The 20,299-nt window shown below is 66.3% G+C and carries 17 protein-coding genes and 1 pseudogene; 4 read left to right on the top strand and 14 right to left on the bottom strand.

Translation table 11 applies throughout. The features are described 5' to 3' along the window. Nucleotides 1–36 precede the first annotated feature (36 nt). The 3 genes from BLT73_RS11795 to BLT73_RS11785 are packed head-to-tail and all read right to left on the bottom strand — an operon-like array spanning nt 37 to nt 4,150. Nucleotides 37–1,791: an acetyl/propionyl/methylcrotonyl-CoA carboxylase subunit alpha gene (locus BLT73_RS11795; RefSeq protein WP_090524075.1), complete on the bottom strand. Its 1,755-nt coding sequence runs from the start codon at nt 1,789–1,791 to the stop codon at nt 37–39. Next, a complete protein-coding gene (locus tag BLT73_RS11790; protein ID WP_245727304.1) occupies nt 1,788–3,389 on the bottom strand; it encodes a 5-oxoprolinase subunit B/C family protein in 1,602 nt (533 codons plus the stop codon). The genes BLT73_RS11795 and BLT73_RS11790 overlap by 4 nt, the downstream gene beginning before the upstream one ends. Beyond that, nucleotides 3,386–4,150: a LamB/YcsF family protein gene (locus BLT73_RS11785; protein WP_090524074.1), complete on the bottom strand. Its 765-nt coding sequence runs from the start codon at nt 4,148–4,150 to the stop codon at nt 3,386–3,388. The genes BLT73_RS11790 and BLT73_RS11785 overlap by 4 nt, the downstream gene beginning before the upstream one ends. Before the next feature lie 171 nt (nt 4,151–4,321). On the opposite strand from BLT73_RS11785, the gene BLT73_RS11780 reads away from it, so the two are divergent. Further along, nucleotides 4,322–4,726: a hypothetical protein gene (locus BLT73_RS11780; protein WP_090524072.1), complete on the top strand. Its 405-nt coding sequence runs from the start codon at nt 4,322–4,324 to the stop codon at nt 4,724–4,726. A gap of 36 nt (nt 4,727–4,762) precedes the next feature. On the opposite strand, the gene BLT73_RS11775 is transcribed toward BLT73_RS11780, so the two are convergent. The 11 genes and pseudogenes from BLT73_RS11775 to ehuR all read right to left on the bottom strand — a co-directional run bounded on the left by BLT73_RS11775 (nt 4,763) and on the right by ehuR (nt 16,392). After that, nucleotides 4,763–5,932 (bottom strand): Hint domain-containing protein, encoded by a 1,170-nt coding sequence (locus tag BLT73_RS11775; protein ID WP_245727302.1) that lies wholly within the window; start codon nt 5,930–5,932, stop codon nt 4,763–4,765. Between the two features lie 405 nt (nt 5,933–6,337). Continuing rightward, nucleotides 6,338–7,324 carry a N(2)-acetyl-L-2,4-diaminobutanoate deacetylase DoeB gene (gene doeB / locus BLT73_RS11770; RefSeq protein WP_090524071.1) on the bottom strand — a complete coding sequence of 329 codons (987 nt, stop codon included), beginning with the start codon at nt 7,322–7,324 and terminating at the stop codon, nt 6,338–6,340. Then, complete coding sequence (gene doeA / locus BLT73_RS11765) at nt 7,321–8,517, bottom strand: ectoine hydrolase DoeA (RefSeq protein WP_090524069.1); 1,197 nt, start codon at nt 8,515–8,517, stop codon at nt 7,321–7,323. The genes doeB and doeA overlap by 4 nt, the downstream gene beginning before the upstream one ends. A 3-nt stretch (nt 8,518–8,520) precedes the next feature. Further along, nucleotides 8,521–9,486, bottom strand: coding sequence for a cyclodeaminase (locus tag BLT73_RS11760; protein ID WP_090524067.1), 966 nt, complete (start codon nt 9,484–9,486; stop codon nt 8,521–8,523). Further along, nucleotides 9,483–10,451: a hydroxyectoine utilization dehydratase EutB gene (gene eutB / locus BLT73_RS11755; RefSeq protein ID WP_090524065.1), complete on the bottom strand. Its 969-nt coding sequence runs from the start codon at nt 10,449–10,451 to the stop codon at nt 9,483–9,485. Before eutB ends, BLT73_RS11760 begins: the two co-directional genes overlap by 4 nt. Further along, a complete protein-coding gene (locus tag BLT73_RS11750; RefSeq protein ID WP_090524063.1) occupies nt 10,445–11,164 on the bottom strand; it encodes a maleate cis-trans isomerase family protein in 720 nt (239 codons plus the stop codon). The genes eutB and BLT73_RS11750 overlap by 7 nt, the downstream gene beginning before the upstream one ends. Before the next feature lie 7 nt (nt 11,165–11,171). Continuing rightward, complete coding sequence (locus BLT73_RS11745) at nt 11,172–11,615, bottom strand: universal stress protein (protein WP_090524061.1); 444 nt, start codon at nt 11,613–11,615, stop codon at nt 11,172–11,174. A gap of 9 nt (nt 11,616–11,624) precedes the next feature. Further along, entirely contained in the window at nt 11,625–12,911 is a 1,287-nt protein-coding gene (locus BLT73_RS11740; protein ID WP_090524059.1) for a TRAP transporter large permease, read from the bottom strand. A 3-nt stretch (nt 12,912–12,914) separates the two neighbouring features. After that, entirely contained in the window at nt 12,915–13,562 is a 648-nt protein-coding gene (locus BLT73_RS11735; protein WP_090524057.1) for a TRAP transporter small permease, read from the bottom strand. A gap of 271 nt (nt 13,563–13,833) precedes the next feature. Further along, nucleotides 13,834–14,835, bottom strand: a pseudogene (locus BLT73_RS11730) (TRAP transporter substrate-binding protein); the annotation flags it as partial. 189 nt (nt 14,836–15,024) lie between these two features. Further along, nucleotides 15,025–16,392, bottom strand: coding sequence for a MocR-like ectoine utilization transcription factor EhuR (ehuR, locus tag BLT73_RS11725; RefSeq protein WP_090524053.1), 1,368 nt, complete (start codon nt 16,390–16,392; stop codon nt 15,025–15,027). Nucleotides 16,393–16,464: 72 nt separating this feature from the next. On the opposite strand from ehuR, the gene BLT73_RS11720 reads away from it, so the two are divergent. The 3 genes from BLT73_RS11720 to BLT73_RS11710 all read left to right on the top strand — a co-directional run bounded on the left by BLT73_RS11720 (nt 16,465) and on the right by BLT73_RS11710 (nt 20,052). Further along, complete coding sequence (locus BLT73_RS11720) at nt 16,465–16,944, top strand: Lrp/AsnC family transcriptional regulator (protein WP_090524052.1); 480 nt, start codon at nt 16,465–16,467, stop codon at nt 16,942–16,944. A 144-nt stretch (nt 16,945–17,088) separates the two neighbouring features. Continuing rightward, on the top strand, nt 17,089–18,549 hold the full coding sequence (locus BLT73_RS11715; protein ID WP_090524050.1) for an NAD-dependent succinate-semialdehyde dehydrogenase: 1,461 nt from the start codon (nt 17,089–17,091) through the stop codon (nt 18,547–18,549). A 132-nt stretch (nt 18,550–18,681) separates the two neighbouring features. After that, nucleotides 18,682–20,052, top strand: coding sequence for an aspartate aminotransferase family protein (locus tag BLT73_RS11710; RefSeq protein WP_090524048.1), 1,371 nt, complete (start codon nt 18,682–18,684; stop codon nt 20,050–20,052). The last annotated feature ends 247 nt before the right edge of the window (nt 20,053–20,299 follow it).

Here is a 20,299-nt window from a genome sequence, read left to right as displayed (position 1 = left end):
TGCATGATGGCGGGGCCGCGCGATGGCTCGCCCGCCTCATTCGATGTCGGCCAGCAGTTCGCCCTCGGCCAGTTCGGCACCGGCCTCGACCCTGCGCCTGATCGTGCCGCCGCCATCCGCCGTCAGCGTCATCTCCATCTTCATCGCCTCCATGACGGCGAGCGTCCGGCCCGGCTCCACCGTCTCGCCATCCGCGACCTTCCACGCCGTCAGCGTGCCGGAGACCGGCGCCCGCAGCCCGTCCGCCTGGTCCGTCCTGCCCGTCTTGCTGTCCGTGTCCCGCGCGGCCTCCGGCGCATCGGCTGGGCGCGCAGCACCAAGCGCCGCGCCCAGCCGGGCAAGCGCGTGCGCCCCGAAGCCCAGGTCTCGGCGCTGACCGTCGATCTCGACCGGCAGGCGCAGCACCGTGTCCTCGGCGGGCTCCACACGCAGCGCGGCCGCCAGATCGTCGGCGAACTCTGCCTCGATCCATCCGGTATGTACGCCGAACCCGTCGCTTCCGTTGAAAGCCGGGGCCTCGAGCACGGCGCGGTGAAACGGCAGCACCGAGGCCACACCCTCGATGCGGAACTCGGCCAGGGCGCGGCGGGCGCGGGCGATGGCGATCTCGCGCGTGGGGCCGGTCACGATCAGTTTGGCCATCAGGGAATCGAAGGCCCCGGACACGACCGATCCGGTCTCCACCCCGCAATCCAGCCGCACACCCGGTCCGGCCGGCGGGGCGAAGCGGGTAATCCGGCCCGGCGTCGGCAGGAAACCACGCCCCGGATCCTCGGCATTGATGCGGAACTCGATGGCGTGGCAACGCGGCTCGGGCATCGCATTCAGACGCAGGGTCTTCCCGTCTGCGATGTCCAACTGCGCGACAACCAGATCCACACCGGCGCTTTCCTCCGTCACCGGATGTTCGACCTGAAGCCGAGTGTTCACCTCCAGGAAGCTCAGCAGCCCGTCCTGACCCAGCAGGAACTCGACCGTGCCCGCCCCCTGATAGCCTGCGGCCCTGCAGATATCCTGCGATGCCGTCGCGATCTGCGCGGCGATGCCGTTGGGCAGGAAGGGCGCGGGTGCCTCCTCGACCAGTTTCTGGTTGCGCCGTTGCAGGGAACAGTCGCGCAGCCCGACCACCGCCACGTTCCCATGCGCATCGGCCAGCACCTGCGCCTCGACATGGCGCGGACGATCGAGGAACCGCTCGACATAGCAATCGCCATTGCCGAAGGCGCCTTGCGCCTCGCTGGAGGCGGCGGCGAACAGCTCCTCGATCTCGTCATCGTTGCGCACAACGCGCATCCCCCGCCCGCCACCGCCGGCCGAGGCCTTGATCGCCACCGGCAGACCATGTGCCCGGACGAACTCGCGGATCTCCCCCGCATCGCGCACCGGCCCCTCCGTCCCCGGCACGAGCGGCGCACCGACCTCGCGCGCGATGGCGCGGGCCGCGATCTTGTCGCCGAGCTTTGCTATCGCCTCCGGTCCCGGTCCGATCCAGATCAGACCGGCCGACTGCACCTGTTGCGCGAAACCGGCACTTTCGGACAGGAAACCATAACCGGGATGGACAGCATCGGCCCCGGCGCGCCGGGCGATCTTAAGAATGGCGTCGGCGTTCAGATAGGTGTCGGCGGGTCTGCTGCCCGGCAGGGCATAGGCCTCGTCCGCAAGGCGCAGATAGGGCAGGTCCGCGTCGGGATCGGCGTAGACGGCGACCGATGCGACGCCGTAATCCCGGCAGGCCCGGATCACGCGCAGGGCGATTTCACCGCGATTTGCGATCAGGATCTTCTTCATCTCTCAGCCCTTTCGGTTGCGTAGCCGGCCCGGCGTGGCGCGATCTCGGAAAACGGGGCCAGCGGGCGGAACTTCAGCCGGGTACCGGGTGGGGCCTGCGCGCACAGATCCAGATGATGCGCGGCGACCACCGCGATCACCGGATAGCCGCCGGTCAGCGGATGGTCGGCCAGAAACAGCACCGGCTGGCCCGAATGCGGCACCTGGATGGCACCGCTCACCGTGCCTTCGCTCGGCAATTCCGCGGTGTCGTCGCGGGTCAGCGGCCTGTCCCCTTCCAGCCTCTTGCCGATCCGGCTGGACTGGGCCGTCACCTGCCACTCCTGCGTGGCGAAATGCCGCCGCATCTCGTCCGAGAACCAGTCGCTGCGCGGCCCCATCACTACATCGACCTCGACCAGATCCCCCGGCTTCGGCAGCGCGGGCGGCGCATCGGGCGCGCCCACCGGCCCGGCGCGTTGCTGCGCCAGCCCGATCCAGCCGCCCTGCGTCAGGGGCTCCGGCCCGATCCCGGCCAGCGTGTCGGTGGCGGCACTGCCCAGCACCGCGTCCACCGAGAATCCGCCCCGTGCACCCAGATAGCCATAGAGCCCCTCGTCCGGCGCGTCGATCAGCACCTCGTCGCCGGGATCGAGCGCGATGGGCGTGTGGCTGGATAGCCGGATGGACCCGTTCAGCGTCACCGCGCGCGGCGCGCCGGTGAGGGCCACGACACAGGCGCCGCTTGCGCGCAACCGCAGCCCCCCGCCCGGAAACTCGATGCAGGGGGTCCCCGCCGGATTGCCGAGCATCCGGTTCAACGCCCGGCAAACGCCCTGATCCACAGCGCCCGAGGCGGCGATGCCTTGCGCAAGCTGCCCGCCCCGCCCGCCATCCTGAAACAGCAGCGGAAATGGCGCGGCAAGAATGTCGAGCCTTGCCGCCGGGCGCGTTTCGGGCGCCGGTCGCGCCTTTGCGGGCGGCGCGTGGCCGGGTTTCGGCTGGCTGGCCTGATCGACAAAGCGCACCCGGTCGCCCGGCCTCAGCAAGGCGGGCGGATCGCGGCCGATGTCCCACATCGGCATGGAGGTGGTCCCGATGATCTGCCAGCCGCCGGGGCTCTGCTTGGGATAAACCGCCGAGAACGCCCCGGCGAGCGCCACCGAGCCGGCCGGGATCGCCGTGCGCGGGCTTGTCCGGCGCGGGACGTTGAGCGCCGGGTCGCCGCCGGTCAGATAGACAAAGCCGGGCGCGAAACCGGCGAAGGCCGCCCGCCAGTCGCTGCCGCCGTGACGCGCGACGACTTCCGCCCGGGCCAACCCGGTCAGCGATGCGACCTCGTCCAGGTCCTGCCCGTCATAGCGCACCGGGATTTCGACGATCCGCCCGGTCCGGTCGGGCTGCGCGGTCAAGGGTCTGGCCGCGAGATCGGCGGCAATCGCCTCGGCCGTCCCCTCATGCCGGTCGAACAGGATCAGCAGCGTGCGCGCCGCCGGCACCGTCTCTCGCACACCCGCGACCGGCTGCGCCGACAGGCTCGCATGCAATGCCAGAACCTGGTCCAGATCCTCCAGCTCGACCAGAACCGCATCCTGACCGGCCGGCAGAACCCGCATCATCCGCCGATCGTCCCGGCGGCGGGCGACAGCGCGATCCCTTCGGCATCGAAGAGCGCCCGGATCCGCCGCGCCATCGCGACTGCGCCGGGGCTGTCGCCATGCACGCAGATGGAGTCCGCCTCGATCGCCACATCGCGGCCATCGGCTGCGCGGATCACCCCCTCGCGCACCAGACGGACCATGCGCTGCGCCACCGCCTCGGGGTCATGCAGTACCGCCCCTGGCTCGCGCCGCGACAGAAGCTGGCCGTCGGCGCGGTAGCCGCGATCCGCGAAGGCCTCTGCGATCACCGAAAGCCCGGCCGCGCGGGCCTGCGCCAGGACCCGCGACCCGGCCAGCCCCATCAGCGGCAGCGCCGGGTCATAGGCGCAGATCGCGGCAATCACCGCCTCGGCCTGCGCCCCGCCCTGCGCGATGCTGTTATAGAGCGAGCCATGCGGCTTGATATAGCTGACGCGGGTGCCGGCGCTGCGGGCGAGCGCATCCAACGCCCCGATCTGATAGATCACATCAGCTGTCAGATCGACCGGCGAGACATCCATGGCGCGCCGCCCGAACCCGGCGAGATCGCGATACCCCGGATGCGCACCGACCGCCACGCCGCGTTCGGCGGCCAGGCGCAGCGTCGCCAGCATCCCCGCAGGATCGCCCGCATGAAAGCCGCAGGCGATGTTGGCGGAGCTGACCAGATCCAGCATGGCCGCGTCATCGCCCATCTTCCAGGCCGCGAAGCTCTCACCCATATCGCTGTTGAGATCCATCGGCCTCCCCTGCCTGCCCTGCCCACTGTCCTAGCGCAGGACGGGCGATCAGGGCAAACGGCGCGACATGTCGGGCGGTGGCAGAATCCCACCGGTGCGCCCACCTGCCCGGACCCGGTTGGCCGCGCGGCGCGTTGTCCCGCAGCACCATCGGCAACCGGGACATCAGTCATGCAACGATTTCTCTGCCGTCTTGCGGCCGTTCTCGTCGTCCTGCTGCCTGCCGCCGGATCGGCGGCCGAGGAGTTCCCGACGGACGGCCCCTTCGTCAAGGGCGAGGCTTTTCCCGAAACCCCCGCCACCTGCGACAGCCTGCCTGGCTGGATGGACCAACTGCCGGAGCATGACGGCCGGATCAGCATGGCTGTGACCGGGCCGCTCTTGGCCAGCGACTGGGACGGGGCGCTTGCCTATCTTATCGTGTGTCCCGCGGATCAGACGCAGGTGATCTGCGTCACCTATGAGCCGCTGGAGGTGGCGGAGGGGCGTCAGGTCACGCTGGCGGGCGGATTTGCCGGCAGCCGGCAAGGTCAGGTGTTGCTGGACCCATGCCTTGCCACCCCCGCGGCGCCATAGCCGCGGCACCCCGAGGCGCCGCGACCCGTCTTCGGCTCAGGCTGCGAGACGCGAGATCGGCGCGGTGCCGTTCTTCTTCAGCCGTTCCGCCAGGCGGCGCGCGCGGCGGCCGGGTGCCAGCAGCCGTGCCGGGGCGGGCGACAGGGCTTCGGCCGCGCGATCCGGGGACAGCCCCGCGATTTCCGGAAAGATCGCCGATAGTTCCGCCGACTGATCCGGCGTCATCGCGCCGAGCGCCTCGACCCCTGCGAACATCGTCTCTGCCGGTGCGCCGTTCGCCCAGACGAGTTGGTGATCCGCCAGCAGCAGGTGGAAATACGCGACCTCCTGCGTGTCTTCGATTACCTCGATCCCGGGCAGTTCAACCAGTTGCTTGGCGGCGACGAGGATCTCGGCCTGGCCGAACATGCGCTGCGGGATTGCCCCCCTGACAAGGATCCGATGCTGCGGCGACACGACCAGATCGGCCACGGGCAGCCCCTCGCCAAGCGCGCCTGCGCGGATCAGGATCGGGCGCAGTTGTGGCTCGCTTTGCAGATCGACGCGGTCCAGCTTGCGATGGCCGATCCACAGGATCGGGGCCGCGCCATCATCAACCGTGTTTACCAGATCGCCCGCCGCCAGGTCCTCGACCGCCACCTCGCCGCGCGGGGTTCGGATCAACGTGCCGCTGGCGTAGCAGTTGACCTTCAGGCCGTCCGCACTGCGCTCGGTCTCTGTGCCGTAGAAGTCGTTGCGGGCAGGGCCATAAAGCTTGATCTTCGAGATCGTCTTGTTGTCGAGATAGGAGTTGGAGTTCGTGAAGATCGCGCCATTCTCCAACTGAATAAACTGCATCGTGGTGATGTCTTCTTCGCCAGTGTCCGCGAGAGTGAATGTGGCGTTATAGTTGAAAGCGGAGTCGATATAGGACGTGATGGGCCCGTTCCCATCACCCAGATCATAGGTGATACTGTCCCCTCGGATGGGGTTGGCGACGCGGTCCGCCAGATCGTTTTCTTCCAGCTTGCCTGTATCGTTCCCAATCGTCTCGTCATTCTGAATGATGTTGACGACCTGCAGGTCTTTCGACTTGAAAACCACGTCTGGCGCCCAACCAGGCACCTCCGTCAATTCGTTCGTCTGATCCTTGCTACCGACAAATTCTACGGGATCAAGATCATCAAAAATACCCATGTAAAGCTGGGTCACATTATGGGTCGGCATCAGGATTCTTCCTTCTCGGGGCAGCGCGCGTTTCAGGCGCGGAGCCCTTACAACTAGTTAACTAATTTCAGCAACAGCAATTCACCCCGCGAACTAAAATAGTTGATATTTCATTAACGATAGCAAATATCAGCGTCCAATTTTGAAATTTGGAGAAACGATTCCGCGCATATGCGAAATCGCATGCGACAGAACGCCGCAAGCTTTTGAGCGATATGGATAAAATAGCTTCAGGGTATGGGTGAAAATCACCAGCATTCGGCGGAGCATGACCGGCAAATCGACGAGAAAGGCCCGACTGATTCGCCCACCAGCATTCCTGATCGGACGTCGCCGCGGCCGAAACTTGTTCAATTCGCGACGTGTAATCTTTCGCCCGGTGACGGAAATCCGAAGCCAGCCTCCTCAGCCGTCCGCGATCACCGCCAGGCAATCGCCGCTCTGCACCAGCCCCGGAAAATGCCGCGCGGCCAGGATCCCGGCGCGGTTGGCCACAACCTCGACCGGCGCGACACCGCTGCGGTCGGGCGGCCAGATCCGCGCGATGGGCTGGCCCGCCGCCAGCCGCGCGCCCAGATCGGCCAGCGGGTGCAGCAGCCCGTCGCGGGTCGCGAAATGAAAACAATCGTCATCAGGCATGTCCAGCATCACGCTGTCGCCCGGCTCGGGCGCGCCCGCCAGGATCGAAGCATGGCGCAGCACGTTCTTGGCGCCGCGAATGGCGATATCTGCCGAAGATGCAGTCGCCGTTCCGCCACCGCCAAGCTCGGTGGTGACGAAGACCTTGCCTTGCGCCTCGGCGGCGGTGTCGAACATGCCGACCGCGTCGATCTCGCGCATCATCATCGTATAGGGTGCCGCGAAGGCTCTGACCGCGGCCACGCAGCGGGACTGCTGGTCCGCGTCGTCAAGATAATGCGCGGCAGCATAGGGCAGGAAATCCAGCGTCTTGCCGCCGGAGTGGTAATCCAGCACCAGATCCGCCATCGGCACCAGCACATCGTCGAAATAATGCGCGATCTTCTGGCTGACCGTGCCATCGGCCCGGCCCGGAAAGGCGCGGTTCAGGTTCACGCTGTCGATCGGGCTGACCCGCGTCCCCGCCCGGAACGCCGGGTAGTTCATGTAGGGCACGAGGATGATCCGCCCCGAGACCTGCTGCGGTTCGATCTCCCATGCGAGCTGCTGGAGCGCGATCGGGCCCTCATATTCGTCGCCGTGATTGCCGCCGGTCAGCAGCGCGGTCGGACCCTCTCCGTTCGCAATCACGGTGAGCGGGATCATCACGCTGCCCCAGGCGCTGTCATTGCGGCTGTAGGGCAGGCGCAGGAAGCCGTGATGCTTGCCCTGCGCGTCGAGCGAAATCGTCGGGCGGATCGGGGACGCGCTCATGATTTCACCAGCATCCGACGAGGAAGCGAGCAGAACAGCTCCGGCTCGCCGTCGGTGATGATCAGCGACTCGGTGGTCTCATATCCCCAATCCTCCATCCACAGCCCGGTCATGAAATGGAAGGTCATGCCGGGGCGCAGCTCTGTCTGGTCTCCACGGCGCAGCGACATGGTACGCTCGCCCCAATCGGGCGGATAGCTGAGCCCGATCGGATAGCCGGTGCGGTTGTCCTTGACGATGCCGTATCGGTCCAGAACGGTGAAGAAGGCCGCGGCAATATCCTCGCAGGTATTGCCGGCGCGCGCGGCCTCCAGCCCGGCCTCCATCCCTTCCAGCACGGCCTTCTCGGCCTCCACCATCTCCTTGGGCGGGGTGCCGAGGAAGATCGTGCGCGAGAGCGGGCAGTGATAGCGCTGATAGCAGCCGGCGATCTCGAAGAAGGTGCCCTCGTCCTTCTTCATCGGCATGTCGTCCCAGGTCAGATGCGGCGCGGCGGCATCCGGCCCCGACGGCAGCAGCGGCACGATGGCCGGGTAATCACCGCCATGGCCTTCCCATTCGTCATAGCGCAGACCGGCATCGTAGATCTCTGCCACCAGATCGCATTTGCGCATCCCGACCTCGACCTTGTCGGCGATGCGGCGATGCATGCGTTCGACCAGCCGGGCGGCCTTGCGCATATAGGACAGCTCCTCGTCCGATTTCACCGCGCGCTGCCAGTTGACCAGCCCGGTCGCGTCCAGGATCTGCGCCTCGGGCAGGCCGTAGACAAGGCGCTCATGGGCCTTGGCGGAATACCAGTAATTGTCCATCTCCACCCCGATGAAGCCGCGATGCCAGCCGCGGCTGGCAAGGCTCGCCCAGAGGTAATCCATCGGGTGCCGTTCGACCGACTGCACGTAGTAGTCGGGATAGCCGATGATGTGGTCATCGCGCATCCAGACCGTGCGCAGTGCGCCATTTGCGTCCTGCCCGCGCCCGAACCAGATCGGCTGTCCGGTGGGGCCGACGATCACGCATTGATGGACATAGAAGGACCAGCCGTCATAGCCGGTCAGCCAGGCCATGTTGGACGGATCGCTGACGATCAGCAGATCGAGGCCAAGCCGCGCCATGCTTTCCCGCGTCTGGCGCAGGCGGCGTTCATATTCGGCGGTGGAGAACCGCTCCGGCGTCCGTTGCAGTTCGGGCATGGGTCAGTCTTTCGAAAACGCGGCAAGCGCGTGGGTTGCGATGGCGGTGTCCTGCACCCCGGTCCCGGTCAGATCGGCGATGGTGATCTGGTCAGAAGCGGTGCGGCCGGGATGCTGGCCGGTGATGATCTGGCCAAGCTCGGGGATTTCGGTCGTGTCGGAGATGATGCCCGCGCTCAGTGCGGCCTGCAATTCCCCGAGCGACCGGGTCTGGCTGACCCGGTCCGCCACATAGAGATCGGCGCGGTCGAGGCAGAGCGGATCAAGCTCGTTCTTGCCGTCCTGATCGCTGCCCATGGCGGTGACATGCTGGCCGGGGCGCAGCCAGTCGGCGCTCAGGATCGGCTGGCTGGCGGGGGTGGTCGTGACGATCAGATCGGCCCAGTTCGCGGCGGCTTCGGCGTTGGGCTCGGCACGGACCGCCAGACCCTCGCCGTTCATCTCCGCGGCGAGCGCCTGCGCCTTGGCCGGATCGCGGGCCCAGATCACCGCCTCGCGGATCGGGCGCACCAGCCGCAGCGCCTGCAACTGCATCCGCGCCTGAAGCCCGGCGCCGAAGATCGCGGCGCGGCTGGCATCGGCGCGGGCGAGATGTTTCGCCGCGACGCCCCCCGCCGCTGCCGTGCGCAGATCGGTGAGATAGCCGTTATCCAGCAGCACCGCCTGCACCCGGCCGGTCTCGGAGGACAGCACCACCATCAGACCGGAGGTCGATGGCAGCCCCTTCGCCGGATTGTCGAAGAAGCCCGGAGAGATCTTGACCGCGAAGCCCGGCAGACCCGGCACGTAGGCAGTCTTCACATCCACCTCGCCATTCAGCTCGGGCAGATGCATGGACAGCACCGGCGGCATTTCCACCCCGCCCTGTGCGAGACGCGCAAAGCCCTGTTCGACAACGGCGATGGCCTCGGCATCCAGTTTCACGCGGTCGCGGATCTGGCCTTCTTGCAGGATCAGGATGTCGCTCATTTCGCCTCCCCCACGATTTCGGCATGGCGGGCCGGGTCGATATTTCCGCCCGACAGGATCAGCACCAGCGGTCCGTCCGCCCGCAGCTTACCGGCCAGAACCGCACCCGCCCCGACCGCGGCCGCGCCTTCGACCATCTCGCCATCCGCGACCGACAAATGCCGGATACCTGCCGCGATCTCCTCCTCCGTCAGCAGGATCAGATCGTCCATCAGTTCGCGGACCATGGCGAAGGTGAAACGGTTGTCGCGCCCGATCCCGCCGCCGAGGCTGTCGGCCAGCGTCGCCACCTCCTCGACATCCACGGGACGCCCGGCCCGCAGGCTGGCGGCCATCGCCGCGCCTCGCTCCATGCTGATGCCAATGATCCGGATGTCGGGCCTGCGTGATTTCGAGGCAAGCGCCACGCCCGCCAGCAACCCACCCCCTGACAGCGGCACGGCGATGGTCGCGGCATCTGGGATCTGATCGATGATCTCGACCCCCAGCGTGCCCTGCCCCGCAATCACCTCGGGATGGTCGAAGGGCGGGATCAGGGCAAAGCCGTCCTCGCGCTTCAGCCGACGCGCCTCCTCGAAGGCCTCGTCCTGAGACGCACCGATGACCCGCGCCTCGGCCCCGAGCGCCGCGATCGCATCCAGCTTGTTCCGCGGCACGAGGCGCGAGACGCAGATCACCGCCGGAAGGCCCAACTGGCGCGCCGCATGGGCAAGCGCGCGACCGTGATTGCCGGTCGAGGCGGTGGTGACGCCCGCCACATCGCCAAGCCGCGCCGCCGCATTCGAGGCCCCGCGCAGCTTGAACGCGCCGGTATGCTGCAGATGCTCGCATTTCAGCCAGACCGGCCCGCCCGCCACGGCCGACAGGCTGGCCGAATGTTTCACCGGCGTGACGCGGATCATGTCGCGGATCCGCTCTCCGGCGGCGATAATGTCATCCGGCGTCACCACGGCGTCGCTCACCATGTCCGCACCCGGAACAACGCGCCCGGCCCTGTCGCGGCAATGCGCGCCTGATCCAGCATCGACCAGAACAGCGCCAGGTTGGAGCTGATGACCGGCTTGCCAAGCCGGTCTTCGATCCGGTCAATCACAGAAACCGCGGACAAGGCCGTGCAGGACATGAACAGCGCCTGCGCCTGCGGATGATCCGCCGCGACGGCAAAATCGACGATCCGGTCGGCCTGCAGAAGCGCCATGTCGCGATCATCCTCGAACCCCATGGAATGACGGCGCACGACATCGAATCCATGCGCGGCGAAATGATCCCCGACCAGATCCGCCGTGGCTTCCAGATAGGGCGTCATCAGCGCAACCCGGTCCACGCCGAGCGCCCGGAATCCGCGCATCGCCGCCGCGGCCGGGGTGGAAAGCGGCGCGCGGTGGCCGATTGCGTCCTGCACCGCATCGCCCAGCACGGCGGCGGCGGAGGTGCAGGCAAACCCGATCCCGTCAAGCGCCACGCCCGGCACCAGCAGACCCGCCGCCTCGCGCAGCCGCGGGCCGGTCTTCAGCAGGTTGTCGCGCGTGGTCGGATTGTCAAAGGCGATCCGGGTGACATGCAGCCGGCACCCCTCAGGCATTAGCCGCGCCCCGTCTGCCTCGACGGTCAGGTCGGTGGCCAGGGCAATCAGCCCGAAACGGCGATGCACGGGATCGTGCCAGCTTGGCGCGGACATCAGGGGATCAGACGACCAGAACCGGGCAGTTCGCGAGCCCGGTGACTTTGTGGCTGACCGAGCCGAGCAGGTAGCCCTCGGTCGCGCCCAGGCCGCGCGAGCCGACGACGATCAGGTCGCAGCCCTTTTCCTTGCCGGTGGCGATGATGGTGCGCGCAGGCTGGCCCGCCTTGACGAAGGCGCTGACATTCTCGTGCCCCTGCTCCTTCACCAAGCGCTTGGCGTAATTCGCGGCCTCGCGCGCCGCCTCGCGCATCTCGTTGTCCAGATTGCCGCCGCGCTCGACCGAGCCGCGCACCATAGACAGCGAGGCCTCCAGCATCGAATGGTGTCGATACACCGTCAGCACGACGAGATGCGCGTTGCACAGCCGCGCCATGTCGACGGCCTTCTTCAGCGCCCGCTCCGCACCATGCGACCCGTCATAGGGGACCAGGATCTTTTCAAACATGCGTCCCTCTTATTTCGCAAAGGCCAGGTCGCGCAGGAACAACGCGATCTGCGGGAAGAAGATCAGCAGCACCGCCACGCTGAGCAGCATGAAGATGAAGGGCGGCGTGCCCTTGACCACCTCGGTATAGGGGCGCTTGAAGACGGCGATGGCGGTGAAGATGTCGCAGCCGAAGGGCGGCGTGGCCGAGCCGATGGCGACCTGAAGCGTGATGATCGTGCCCACCAGCACAGGGTCCAGACCGACATCGGCCACAACCGGCGCGAAGATAGGCACCAGGATCAGGATCACCACGATCGGATCGACGAACATGCAGCCGACGAAGAACGCGACCGAGATGGTGAACAACACGCCGTATTGCCCCATCTGGTCGATGCCGATCCCGGCCAGGATCTGCTGCGGGATCTGCGCGAAGCTGATGACATAGGAGAACGCGGCACCCGCGCCGACCAGGATGAACACCACCGCCGTAATCAGCCCGGTGGACTTGGCCGTGGCATAGAGCTGTTTGAAATTCATCTCGCGGAACACGATCATTTCCAGGAACAGCGCGTAGAGCACACAGGCCGCCGCGGCTTCGGTGGGCGAGAAGATGCCGCCATAGATCCCGCCAATGATGATCGCCGGAAAGCCGAGCGGCCAGATCGCGCGCTTTACCGCAGCCGCCCGCTCGCCCCAGCTTGCCTTCGGCTCGACGGGGACGTTGTGCCGGGTCGCGTAGATGTAGCTGTAGACCGAGAACATGAACAGGATCAGCAGGCCCGGCCCGATGCCCGCGATGAACAGCTCGGAAATCGAGGTGCCCGAGACGACGCCGTAGATGATCATCCCGATGGAGGGCGGGATCAGGAAGGCGATATCGGAGGAATTCACGATCAGCGCCAGCACGAAGCTGTCGTTGTATCCGGCTTTCAGCATGCGCGGACGCAGCGGTCCGCCCACCGCGACGACGGTCGCCTGGGTCGAGCCTGACACCGCGCCGAACATGGTGCACGCCCCGGCGGTCGAAATCGCCAGACCGCCCTTGAAATGGCCCACGAAGGTCATCACCAGGTCGATCAGGCGGTTCGCGGACTGGCCGCGCGTCATGATGTCGGCGGCAAAGATGAACATCGGCACGGCGATCAGGCTGGCCGGGCGGATCCCGGCCAGAACCTGCTGAACCATCGTGTCAAGCTGGCCGAAACCCCCGAACAGCGCCACGAAGCCGATCAGCGAACCCGCAAGCAGCGGGATCATCATCGGGAAACCCAGCAGAAGAAGCACGATCATGGTCCCGAAAATGGCCCAGGTCATGGCTCAGACCTCCTCTTCCACGCTGTCGTCATAGCCTTCCAGCGTGCTGGTGGACAGCCAGATATCTTTGTCGATGACATTCTTGATCGCGGTCAGCGCATATTGCAGCCCGGTGAGGAAGAAGCCGAGCGGTGCCCAGACGATGATCCACCATTGCGGGATCTGGAGCGCCGGCAGCAACCGGCCGCGCGACGCCTGTTCCAGCACGTAAACCACCGAATACCATGTCAGCAGGAACATTCCCGCCGCGGTGATGGCGGCAATCGCCACCATCAGCATCTTGCGCGGCCGGAACGGCATCGCGTCGAAAAACGCCGACATGCGGATATGGCGGCCGTGACGCGCGGCATAGGAGATGCCGGCGAAGGTAATCAGGATGATGAGCGCCTGGTTCAGCTCTTCGCTGAAATAGATCGTGCTGCCGATCACGCGGCCGACGACATTGGCCATGGTGTTGACCGCCATGGCCAGCACGCCGAGCGCGAGCAGCACCGATTCGATGCGCGCGATGGCCGCGTCGATGACACCCAGAACACCCGGCAGGCCGGAGACATATTCGGCGTCGTCGATATCCTCGTCCACATTGGCGACTTCGGCGGCGGCGATGATGTCGGGGTCGGTTCTGGGGGGCTTTTCGTCGTCCGGCGTCATGCCGCTCTGCCTCGCAATGCGCTACTCGGGAATTTCGCGGAGCCGGTCGGCCCGCGACGGGCCGGCCGGTTTGGGCATGGCGGCCTTAATTGGCCGGCGCTTCTTCGGTCTCGGACCCTGCATCCGCCTCGTCCATCGCGCCGTCGTCACCTTCGGACGCGCTGTCGGACTCCGCGCCCGCATCGTCAGCAGCAGCGCCGTCGGATCCCGACTCGGCCGAGCTGTCCATCGCCTCGCCACCGTCTTCGGCGGTCTCCCCGCCCGACGCGCCAGCAGCGGCCTCAAGGTCCGCCTTCATCTGGTCGAGGATCGCCTGCGCCTGCTCGCCACCGATCTCCAGATACTCGGCCTCGACCGATTCGGCGGTGTCGCGGAAGGGCTGACGCTCCTCCTCGCTCAGCTCGGTGATGGTCATGGACGGCTTGGCCTCCATGATCTTCTCCAGCGATTCCTCGGTCAGACCGTCCTGGTAGTCCAGAATATAGTCGAAGGCCGCCTGGGTGGCATCCTGCACCACCTGCTTGTCCTCGTCCGAGAGCCCGTCATAGAACTCCTTGTTGGCCATGACGGCGGTGGTGAAGTTGTTGTGGCCGGCGCGGGTGATATGCTCGCTGACCTCGTACATCTTCGTCGATTCAATGAAGAAGGCCGGGTTTTCCTGCCCCTGGATGATGCCGGTCTGCATCGCGCCATAGACCTCGCCCCAGGGCAGCGGCGTCGGTGTCGCGCCGAAGGCCTGGTAGCTCTCCACGATCAGCGGGTTGGTCATCACCCGGAACTTGACCTCGTTGAGATCCTCGGGCGAGGCGACCGGCTCCTGCGTGGTCATCATGACCTCGCCTTCGGGGAACATGGTCAGCAGCTCCAGCCCTTGCGCCTCATAAAGCGGCGGGAACAGCTCCTTGATGGCCTTGGAGTTGCGGAAGAAGCTGAACAGCTGGTCCTGATCTTCCGGCAGCAGATATGGCACGAAGAATACCTGCGCCTCGGGGATCAGCGCCCCGGTGAAGCCCGGCGACTGATCGACGAATTGCAGGATGCCCGACTGGGCCTGCTCCATGATGTCGGCGGATTCGCCCAGCGTGCCGAAGGGGAACAGCTCGACCGTGTGGTCGGAATTGGCTTCGACCTCTTCCTTGAATTTCTGGGCATACTTGCCCTGAACCTCTTCCAAGGCCTCTTCGAACGCGTAGCGCCAGGTATCGGCCTGTGCCATGCCCGATCCGATCATCAGGGCCGCAAGGCTGGCTGCAGTCAGCGTTTTATAGGTCATACTTCCTCCTGTGGTGGGACCGTGTTGCACAACTGTGCCCGATCTCCGTTCTGGATACCGGCCGGGGCCTCCGACCGAACCGGCTGAGGCCGAGACTTCGACACATCCGGATTTCAAGTCAATTTCTATATTAAACCATGACAATTTGATGGTTCAGAGTCAAACGACTGGCCAGCCGCTCCGGTTCCGTCAGTTTTCGCCGGGCAGCAGGGCGGCGATCACGGACAGCGCCTCCTCCAGCTCGCGCAGCCCCGGCGCGCCGAGTGTGACCCGCAACGCAGGCGAACGGTCGGTGACTGCAAATCCCGCCCCCGGCGCCACCGCGACGCCCTGCGCAAGCGCACGATCCAGAAGGTCTTTTTCGTCGCACCCTTCCGGCAAGGGCAGCCAGCGATGCAACCCCTGCGGGAAGCCCGCGCTGCGCCCGCCGAGCACGCGCTGCGCCAGCCGGTTCCGGGCGGCAAGCTGGGCGCGCTGCGCAGCCAGCAGATCGTCCGCCAGCCCCGATTCGATCCAGTCGCGGGCGATTTCCGCGATCATCGGCGTGGCCATCCACGCCATGGACTGATGCCGGTTCAATGCGCGCTCTGCCAGCTTTTCAGGCATGGCGAGAAATCCCATCCGCAGACCGGGAGACAGCGATTTCGACAGGCCGGTGAAATAGAAGCTGCATTCCGGGGCGAAGCTGCTGACCGGCGGCGGGCGGCGCAACCCGACCGGGCCGAGCGCGTCATTCTCGACAACCACCAGCCCGGCATCGCTGGCCGCATGGGCCAGTGCCTCGCGCCGTTCGAGGTCGATTACCCGCGCAAACGGCCCGGCCCCCGACGGCAGCAGGAACACCGCCCGCATCCGCCCGCCCGACGATGCGGCCGCAGCGCGCAGCGCGTCAGGCAGCATGCCGCGCCCATCGCCTTCGATCCCGCGCAGCTTGGCATGAAGGCTGTTGGCGATGGGGCGCAGCGTGTGGCAGGTGGAGCTTTCGGTGGCAATCACGTCGCCCGGCGTCACCACGCTCATCAGGGCGACGAACATGGCCGGGGTCGCGCCATTGGTGATCAGGATGCGCTGTGCGGGCACGACCACGCCGCAGCGCGCCAGCCAGCTTGCCGCCATGCCGCCATAAAGCGCCATGGTCTGGCGCGGGCGAAAGGAATACATCGCCGGATCGGGCAGATGCTGGGCCACGCGGGTCATGCTGTCGCGCCAGGCCTCGGCGATCTGCGGCAGGCGGACCGGGGTCAGCATGGACAGATCGACGGGCGGGCGCTCGGTCGCGGCGCGGAACCAGGGCACTTCCAGCGTCTCGCGGGGGCCGGAGCGGACAAAACTGCCCCGCCCGACCTCGCCGGAGATCAGATCGGCGCGGATCAGTTCCTCATAGGCGCGGCTCACGGTCTGGACCGACAGGCCGAGTTGCCAGGCGAGTTCGCGATGCGGCGGCAGGCGCGCGCCCGGCCGCAGGCTGCCGGAATCGATGGCCGCCGCGATTCCCTGGGCAAGGCTGCGATAGGCGGGGCGGGTGATATCCTGCCGGGTCAGGGGCCAATGCGACATGGCCGTAATGAAGCGACCCGCGCGCCGCTTGTCCAGATTGACAAAGCCGGGCGGCAGGGAAAGAAGCGGATCATGGACACGCCGCGCCTCGACGACAGGGACATTGCCATCCTCGCGACGCTGTCGCGCGAGGGCCGCATCGCCAAGACCGATCTGGCGGCGCGCGTGAACCTGTCGCCGACTCCCTGCTGGGAGCGTATGAAGAAGCTTGAAAAAGCCGGTTATATCAAGGGATACCGGGCTGAAATTGATCTGGTTTCCCTGGGCCCGCATGTGCAGGTTTTCGTGACGGTGGAGCTGGACAGCCACCGCGCCGAAAGCTTCCAGATCTTCGAGCGGATCATCGGCGGGATGGAGGAGATCACCAGTTGCTGGGCGATCGGCGGCGGATACGATTACCTGCTGCTTGTCGTGGCGCGTGATGTGGCGTCGTTTCAGGAGCTGATGGACGGCTTGCTCGAAAGCCGGGCCGGGATGCGGCGCTATTACAGCTATATCGTGACCAAGCCGGTGAAGACCGAGCCGCCGGCCTCGGCTCTGCTCCATCCCTGAGGCACCGACAGCGCAGAGCGGCCGAGGCAGGGAAAGGCTCTTCCGCATAGCCTGAAGAAAGATGAATTCTCTGCCCCCGCATTCATCTTCAGAGATATCCCCTGCCCGTCCCGCCCCATAGTGACGGCAACAAGGAGGCGCATCATGCTCGACGACCCGAAGACCGATCTGGACAGCCAGCTCAGCGATCCAGAGCTGTTCTCGAATACCGGCGATTTCGCGGGTGACGGCAGGCTGGCGGTGCGAGACCCGGCCACAGGTGACATCGTCGCCAAGGTCACGATGAGCGACGCGACCGGCGCGCGCGCGGCGGTCGATGCCGCGCAGGCGGGCTTTGCCGGCTGGTCCGGCATGCTGCCGCAGGACCGCGCGGCGATCTTGCATCGCTGGCACGATCTGATCATCGCCGCGAAAGAGGATCTGGCCCGGATCATGGTCGCCGAACAGGGCAAGCCGATCAGCGAGGCGCGCGGCGAGATCGATTACGCCGCCAGCTTTGTGCAGTTCTATGCCGAAGAGGCGCTGCGCCCGAATATCGAGGGCGTGACCAGCCATCTGCCCGATGCCGAGATGGAGCTGTGGCGCGAGCCCGTCGGTGTGGCCGCGCTGATCACGCCGTGGAATTTTCCCTGCGCGATGATCACCCGCAAGGCGGCGGCGGCCCTGGGCGCGGGCTGCACGGTGGTGGTGCACCCGTCCGCCGAGACCCCGCTTTCGGCACTGGCGCTGGGCGTGCTGGCGCGGCGGGCGGGGTTTCCTGACGGCGTCTATAACACGGTGATCGGCGATGCGGCGACGATTGTCGGGGAATGGACCGCCGATAAGCGGGTGCGGGCGCTGTCCTTCACCGGCTCGACCGAGGTGGGGCGGCTGCTCTATCGCCAGTCGGCGGATACGGTGAAACGGCTGGTGATGGAGCTGGGCGGGCATGCGCCCTTTATCGTCTTTCAGCGCGCCGATCTGGATCGCGCCGTGGCCGAGGGGATCAAGGCGAAATTCGCCACATCGGGCCAGGACTGCCTGGGCGCGAACCGGTTCTATATCCATCGCGAGATTTACGACGAATTCTGCGCGCGCTTTACCAAGGCCGTCGAGGCGCTGAGCCTCGGGCGCGGCATGGAGGATCCCGATATCGGCCCGCTGATCCATGACCGACAGATCGAGAAGCAGAAGGCACATGTTCAGAATGCCGTGGACAAGGGCGCGCGGCTGCTGACCGGCGGCGCGGTGGATGAGGGGCTGGGCCCGCTGTTCTTCCGCCCGACCGTGCTGGCCGATGTGCCCGATGATGCGGCGATCATGCGCGAGGAAACCTTCGGCCCGGTCGCGGCGCTGACGCCGTTTGACAGCGAGGAGGAGGTCTATGCGCGGGCCAATGACAGCGAATACGGGCTGGTGGCCTATGTCCACAGCCTCGACCCGCGCCGGATCTATCGCGCGACGCGGGCGCTGCAATACGGGATGGTGGCGGTGAACCGCACCAAGGTCACCGGCGCGCCGATTCCGTTCGGGGGCATGAAACAGTCCGGTATCGGGCGCGAAGGCGCAAGGCAGGGGCTGGAGGCGTTTACGGAGATTAAGTATGTCTGCCGTGACTGGGGGTGAGGCGAAGATGGCAAGTGCAAAGCACCCGGCCCGGAGTCAAGGCGCGCAGCGCCGCCGGGCCAGCGTCCGACCGCTCCCAGGGCGGACGCCGGCCCTCTGCCACAAACAGGATGAACGTAGAAGGAAGATAAGATGCTGACCAATGACGAACTCGCCAAATGGGACCGCGAGAACTTCATGCACCCCTCGACCCATCTGTCGCAATTCGCCCGGGGCGAGGCGGCACAGCGCATCGTCACCGGCGGCGAGGGCGTGTTCATCACCGATCGCGACGGCAACCGCCTGCTGGACGGCTTCGCGGGGCTGTATTGCGTCAATGTCGGCTATGGCCGCACCGAGATCAGCGAGGCGATTGCCAAGCAGGCGCATGAGCTGGCCTATTACCACGCCTATGCCGGGCATGGATCCGAGGCGAATATCACCCTGTCCAAGATGGTCATGGAGCGCGCGCCGGAGGGCATGGCGCGGGTGTATTTCGGGCTGGGCGGCTCGGACGCCAACGAAACCAATGTCAAGCTGGTCTGGTACTACAACAATATCCTCGGCCGGCCGGAGAAGAAGAAGATCATCTCGCGCTGGCGTGGCTATCACGGCTCGGGCCTGGTCACCGGCTCGCTGACCGGGCTGGAGCTGTTTCACAAGAAATTCGACCTGCCGCTGGCGCAGGTGATCCATACCGAGGCGCCCTATTATTTCCGCCGCCCCGAAGCCGGGATGAGCGAGGACGATTTCACCGCCCATTGCGTCGAGAAACTGGAAGAGCTGATCGCCGCCGAAGGGGCCGGCACCATCGCCGCCTTCATCGGTGAGCCGATCCTCGGCACGGGCGGCATCGTGCCGCCGCCGGAAGGCTATTGGGAGGCGATCCAGAAGGTTCTGCGGAAACACGACATCCTGCTGATCGTGGATGAGGTCGTGACCGGGTTCGGGCGTCTGGGCACGATGTTCGGCTCGGATCATTACGGGCTGAAGCCGGATCTGATCACCTGCGCAAAGGGGTTGACCTCGGCCTATGCGCCGCTTTCGGCAACGATTGTCGGGAACCGCATGTGGGAGGTGCTGATGCAGGGCGCGGATGAGTTCGGCGTGCTGGGGCATGGCTGGACCTATTCGGCCCATCCGATCGGCGCGGCAGCGGGGATCGCCAATCTCAAGCTGATCGACGAGTTGGGGCTGGTCCGGAATGCGGGCGAGGTCGGGGCCTATCTGAACAAGGCGATGGCCGATGCGGTCGGTGGGCATGCGCATGTCGGCGAGGTGCGCGGCGAGGGGATGCTGTGTGCCGTCGAACTGGTCGCGGATCGGGACAAGCGCGAATTCTTCCCGGCCTCGGAGGGCAAGGGGGCCAAGATCGTTGGTGCCATGGCCAAGCGCGGGGTGATCGCGCGGGCCATGCCGCAGGGCGATATTCTGGGCTTTGCCCCGCCGCTGTGTTTGTCGAAGGCGGAGGCGGATCAGATCGTTGCGGCAACGGCAGGGGCGATTGAGGAGGTGCTCGGGTAAGCCCGATCACCATAGGCTTGGGCCGGGGTAGCACGCCCCCGCCTTCGCCGTAGCAGACTCGGCCCGGAACCAAGGCGCGCAGCGCCGCCGGGCCAGCGTCCGACCGCCCGTCATGTCTTGGACATGCACCGCATGATGGGCGGACGCTTCTTGGCCGGTCCGCTTCGAAGGGCTGTTCAGCGAGAGTGGACCATAAAGTGCGCTGATGAGCTGTCGGCAGCGTCAGCCCGCGGTCGGACGCTGGCCC

Origin of the sequence: Paracoccus isoporae, assembly GCF_900101865.1 — a bacterium.
GTDB lineage: Bacteria > Pseudomonadota > Alphaproteobacteria > Rhodobacterales > Rhodobacteraceae > Paracoccus > Paracoccus isoporae.
The sequence above is the reverse complement of the archived record's forward strand: the minus strand, read 5'-3'. Positions and strand labels throughout refer to the sequence as shown.

Bases quoted from the DNA above. Each gene is read 5' to 3' on its own strand.
- BLT73_RS11785 (WP_090524074.1), bottom strand. From the start codon at position 4,150: ATGGATCTCAACAGCGATATGGGTGAGAGCTTCGCGGCCTGGAAGATG.
- BLT73_RS11740 (WP_090524059.1), bottom strand. From the start codon at position 12,911: ATGACCTGGGCCATTTTCGGGACCATGATCGTGCTTCTTCTGCTGGGT.
- BLT73_RS11720 (WP_090524052.1), top strand. From the start codon at position 16,465: ATGGACACGCCGCGCCTCGACGACAGGGACATTGCCATCCTCGCGACG.
- doeB (WP_090524071.1), bottom strand. From the start codon at position 7,324: ATGAGCGCGTCCCCGATCCGCCCGACGATTTCGCTCGACGCGCAGGGC.
- doeA (WP_090524069.1), bottom strand. From the start codon at position 8,517: ATGCCCGAACTGCAACGGACGCCGGAGCGGTTCTCCACCGCCGAATAT.
- BLT73_RS11775 (WP_245727302.1), bottom strand. From the start codon at position 5,932: ATGCCGACCCATAATGTGACCCAGCTTTACATGGGTATTTTTGATGAT.
- BLT73_RS11750 (WP_090524063.1), bottom strand. From the start codon at position 11,164: ATGTCCGCGCCAAGCTGGCACGATCCCGTGCATCGCCGTTTCGGGCTG.
- BLT73_RS11795 (WP_090524075.1), bottom strand. From the start codon at position 1,791: ATGAAGAAGATCCTGATCGCAAATCGCGGTGAAATCGCCCTGCGCGTG.
- BLT73_RS11760 (WP_090524067.1), bottom strand. From the start codon at position 9,486: ATGAGCGACATCCTGATCCTGCAAGAAGGCCAGATCCGCGACCGCGTG.
- BLT73_RS11710 (WP_090524048.1), top strand. From the start codon at position 18,682: ATGCTGACCAATGACGAACTCGCCAAATGGGACCGCGAGAACTTCATG.
- BLT73_RS11790 (WP_245727304.1), bottom strand. From the start codon at position 3,389: ATGATGCGGGTTCTGCCGGCCGGTCAGGATGCGGTTCTGGTCGAGCTG.
- BLT73_RS11715 (WP_090524050.1), top strand. From the start codon at position 17,089: ATGCTCGACGACCCGAAGACCGATCTGGACAGCCAGCTCAGCGATCCA.
- BLT73_RS11745 (WP_090524061.1), bottom strand. From the start codon at position 11,615: ATGTTTGAAAAGATCCTGGTCCCCTATGACGGGTCGCATGGTGCGGAG.
- BLT73_RS11780 (WP_090524072.1), top strand. From the start codon at position 4,322: ATGCAACGATTTCTCTGCCGTCTTGCGGCCGTTCTCGTCGTCCTGCTG.
- BLT73_RS11735 (WP_090524057.1), bottom strand. From the start codon at position 13,562: ATGACGCCGGACGACGAAAAGCCCCCCAGAACCGACCCCGACATCATC.
- ehuR (WP_090524053.1), bottom strand. From the start codon at position 16,392: ATGTCGCATTGGCCCCTGACCCGGCAGGATATCACCCGCCCCGCCTAT.
- eutB (WP_090524065.1), bottom strand. From the start codon at position 10,451: ATGGTGAGCGACGCCGTGGTGACGCCGGATGACATTATCGCCGCCGGA.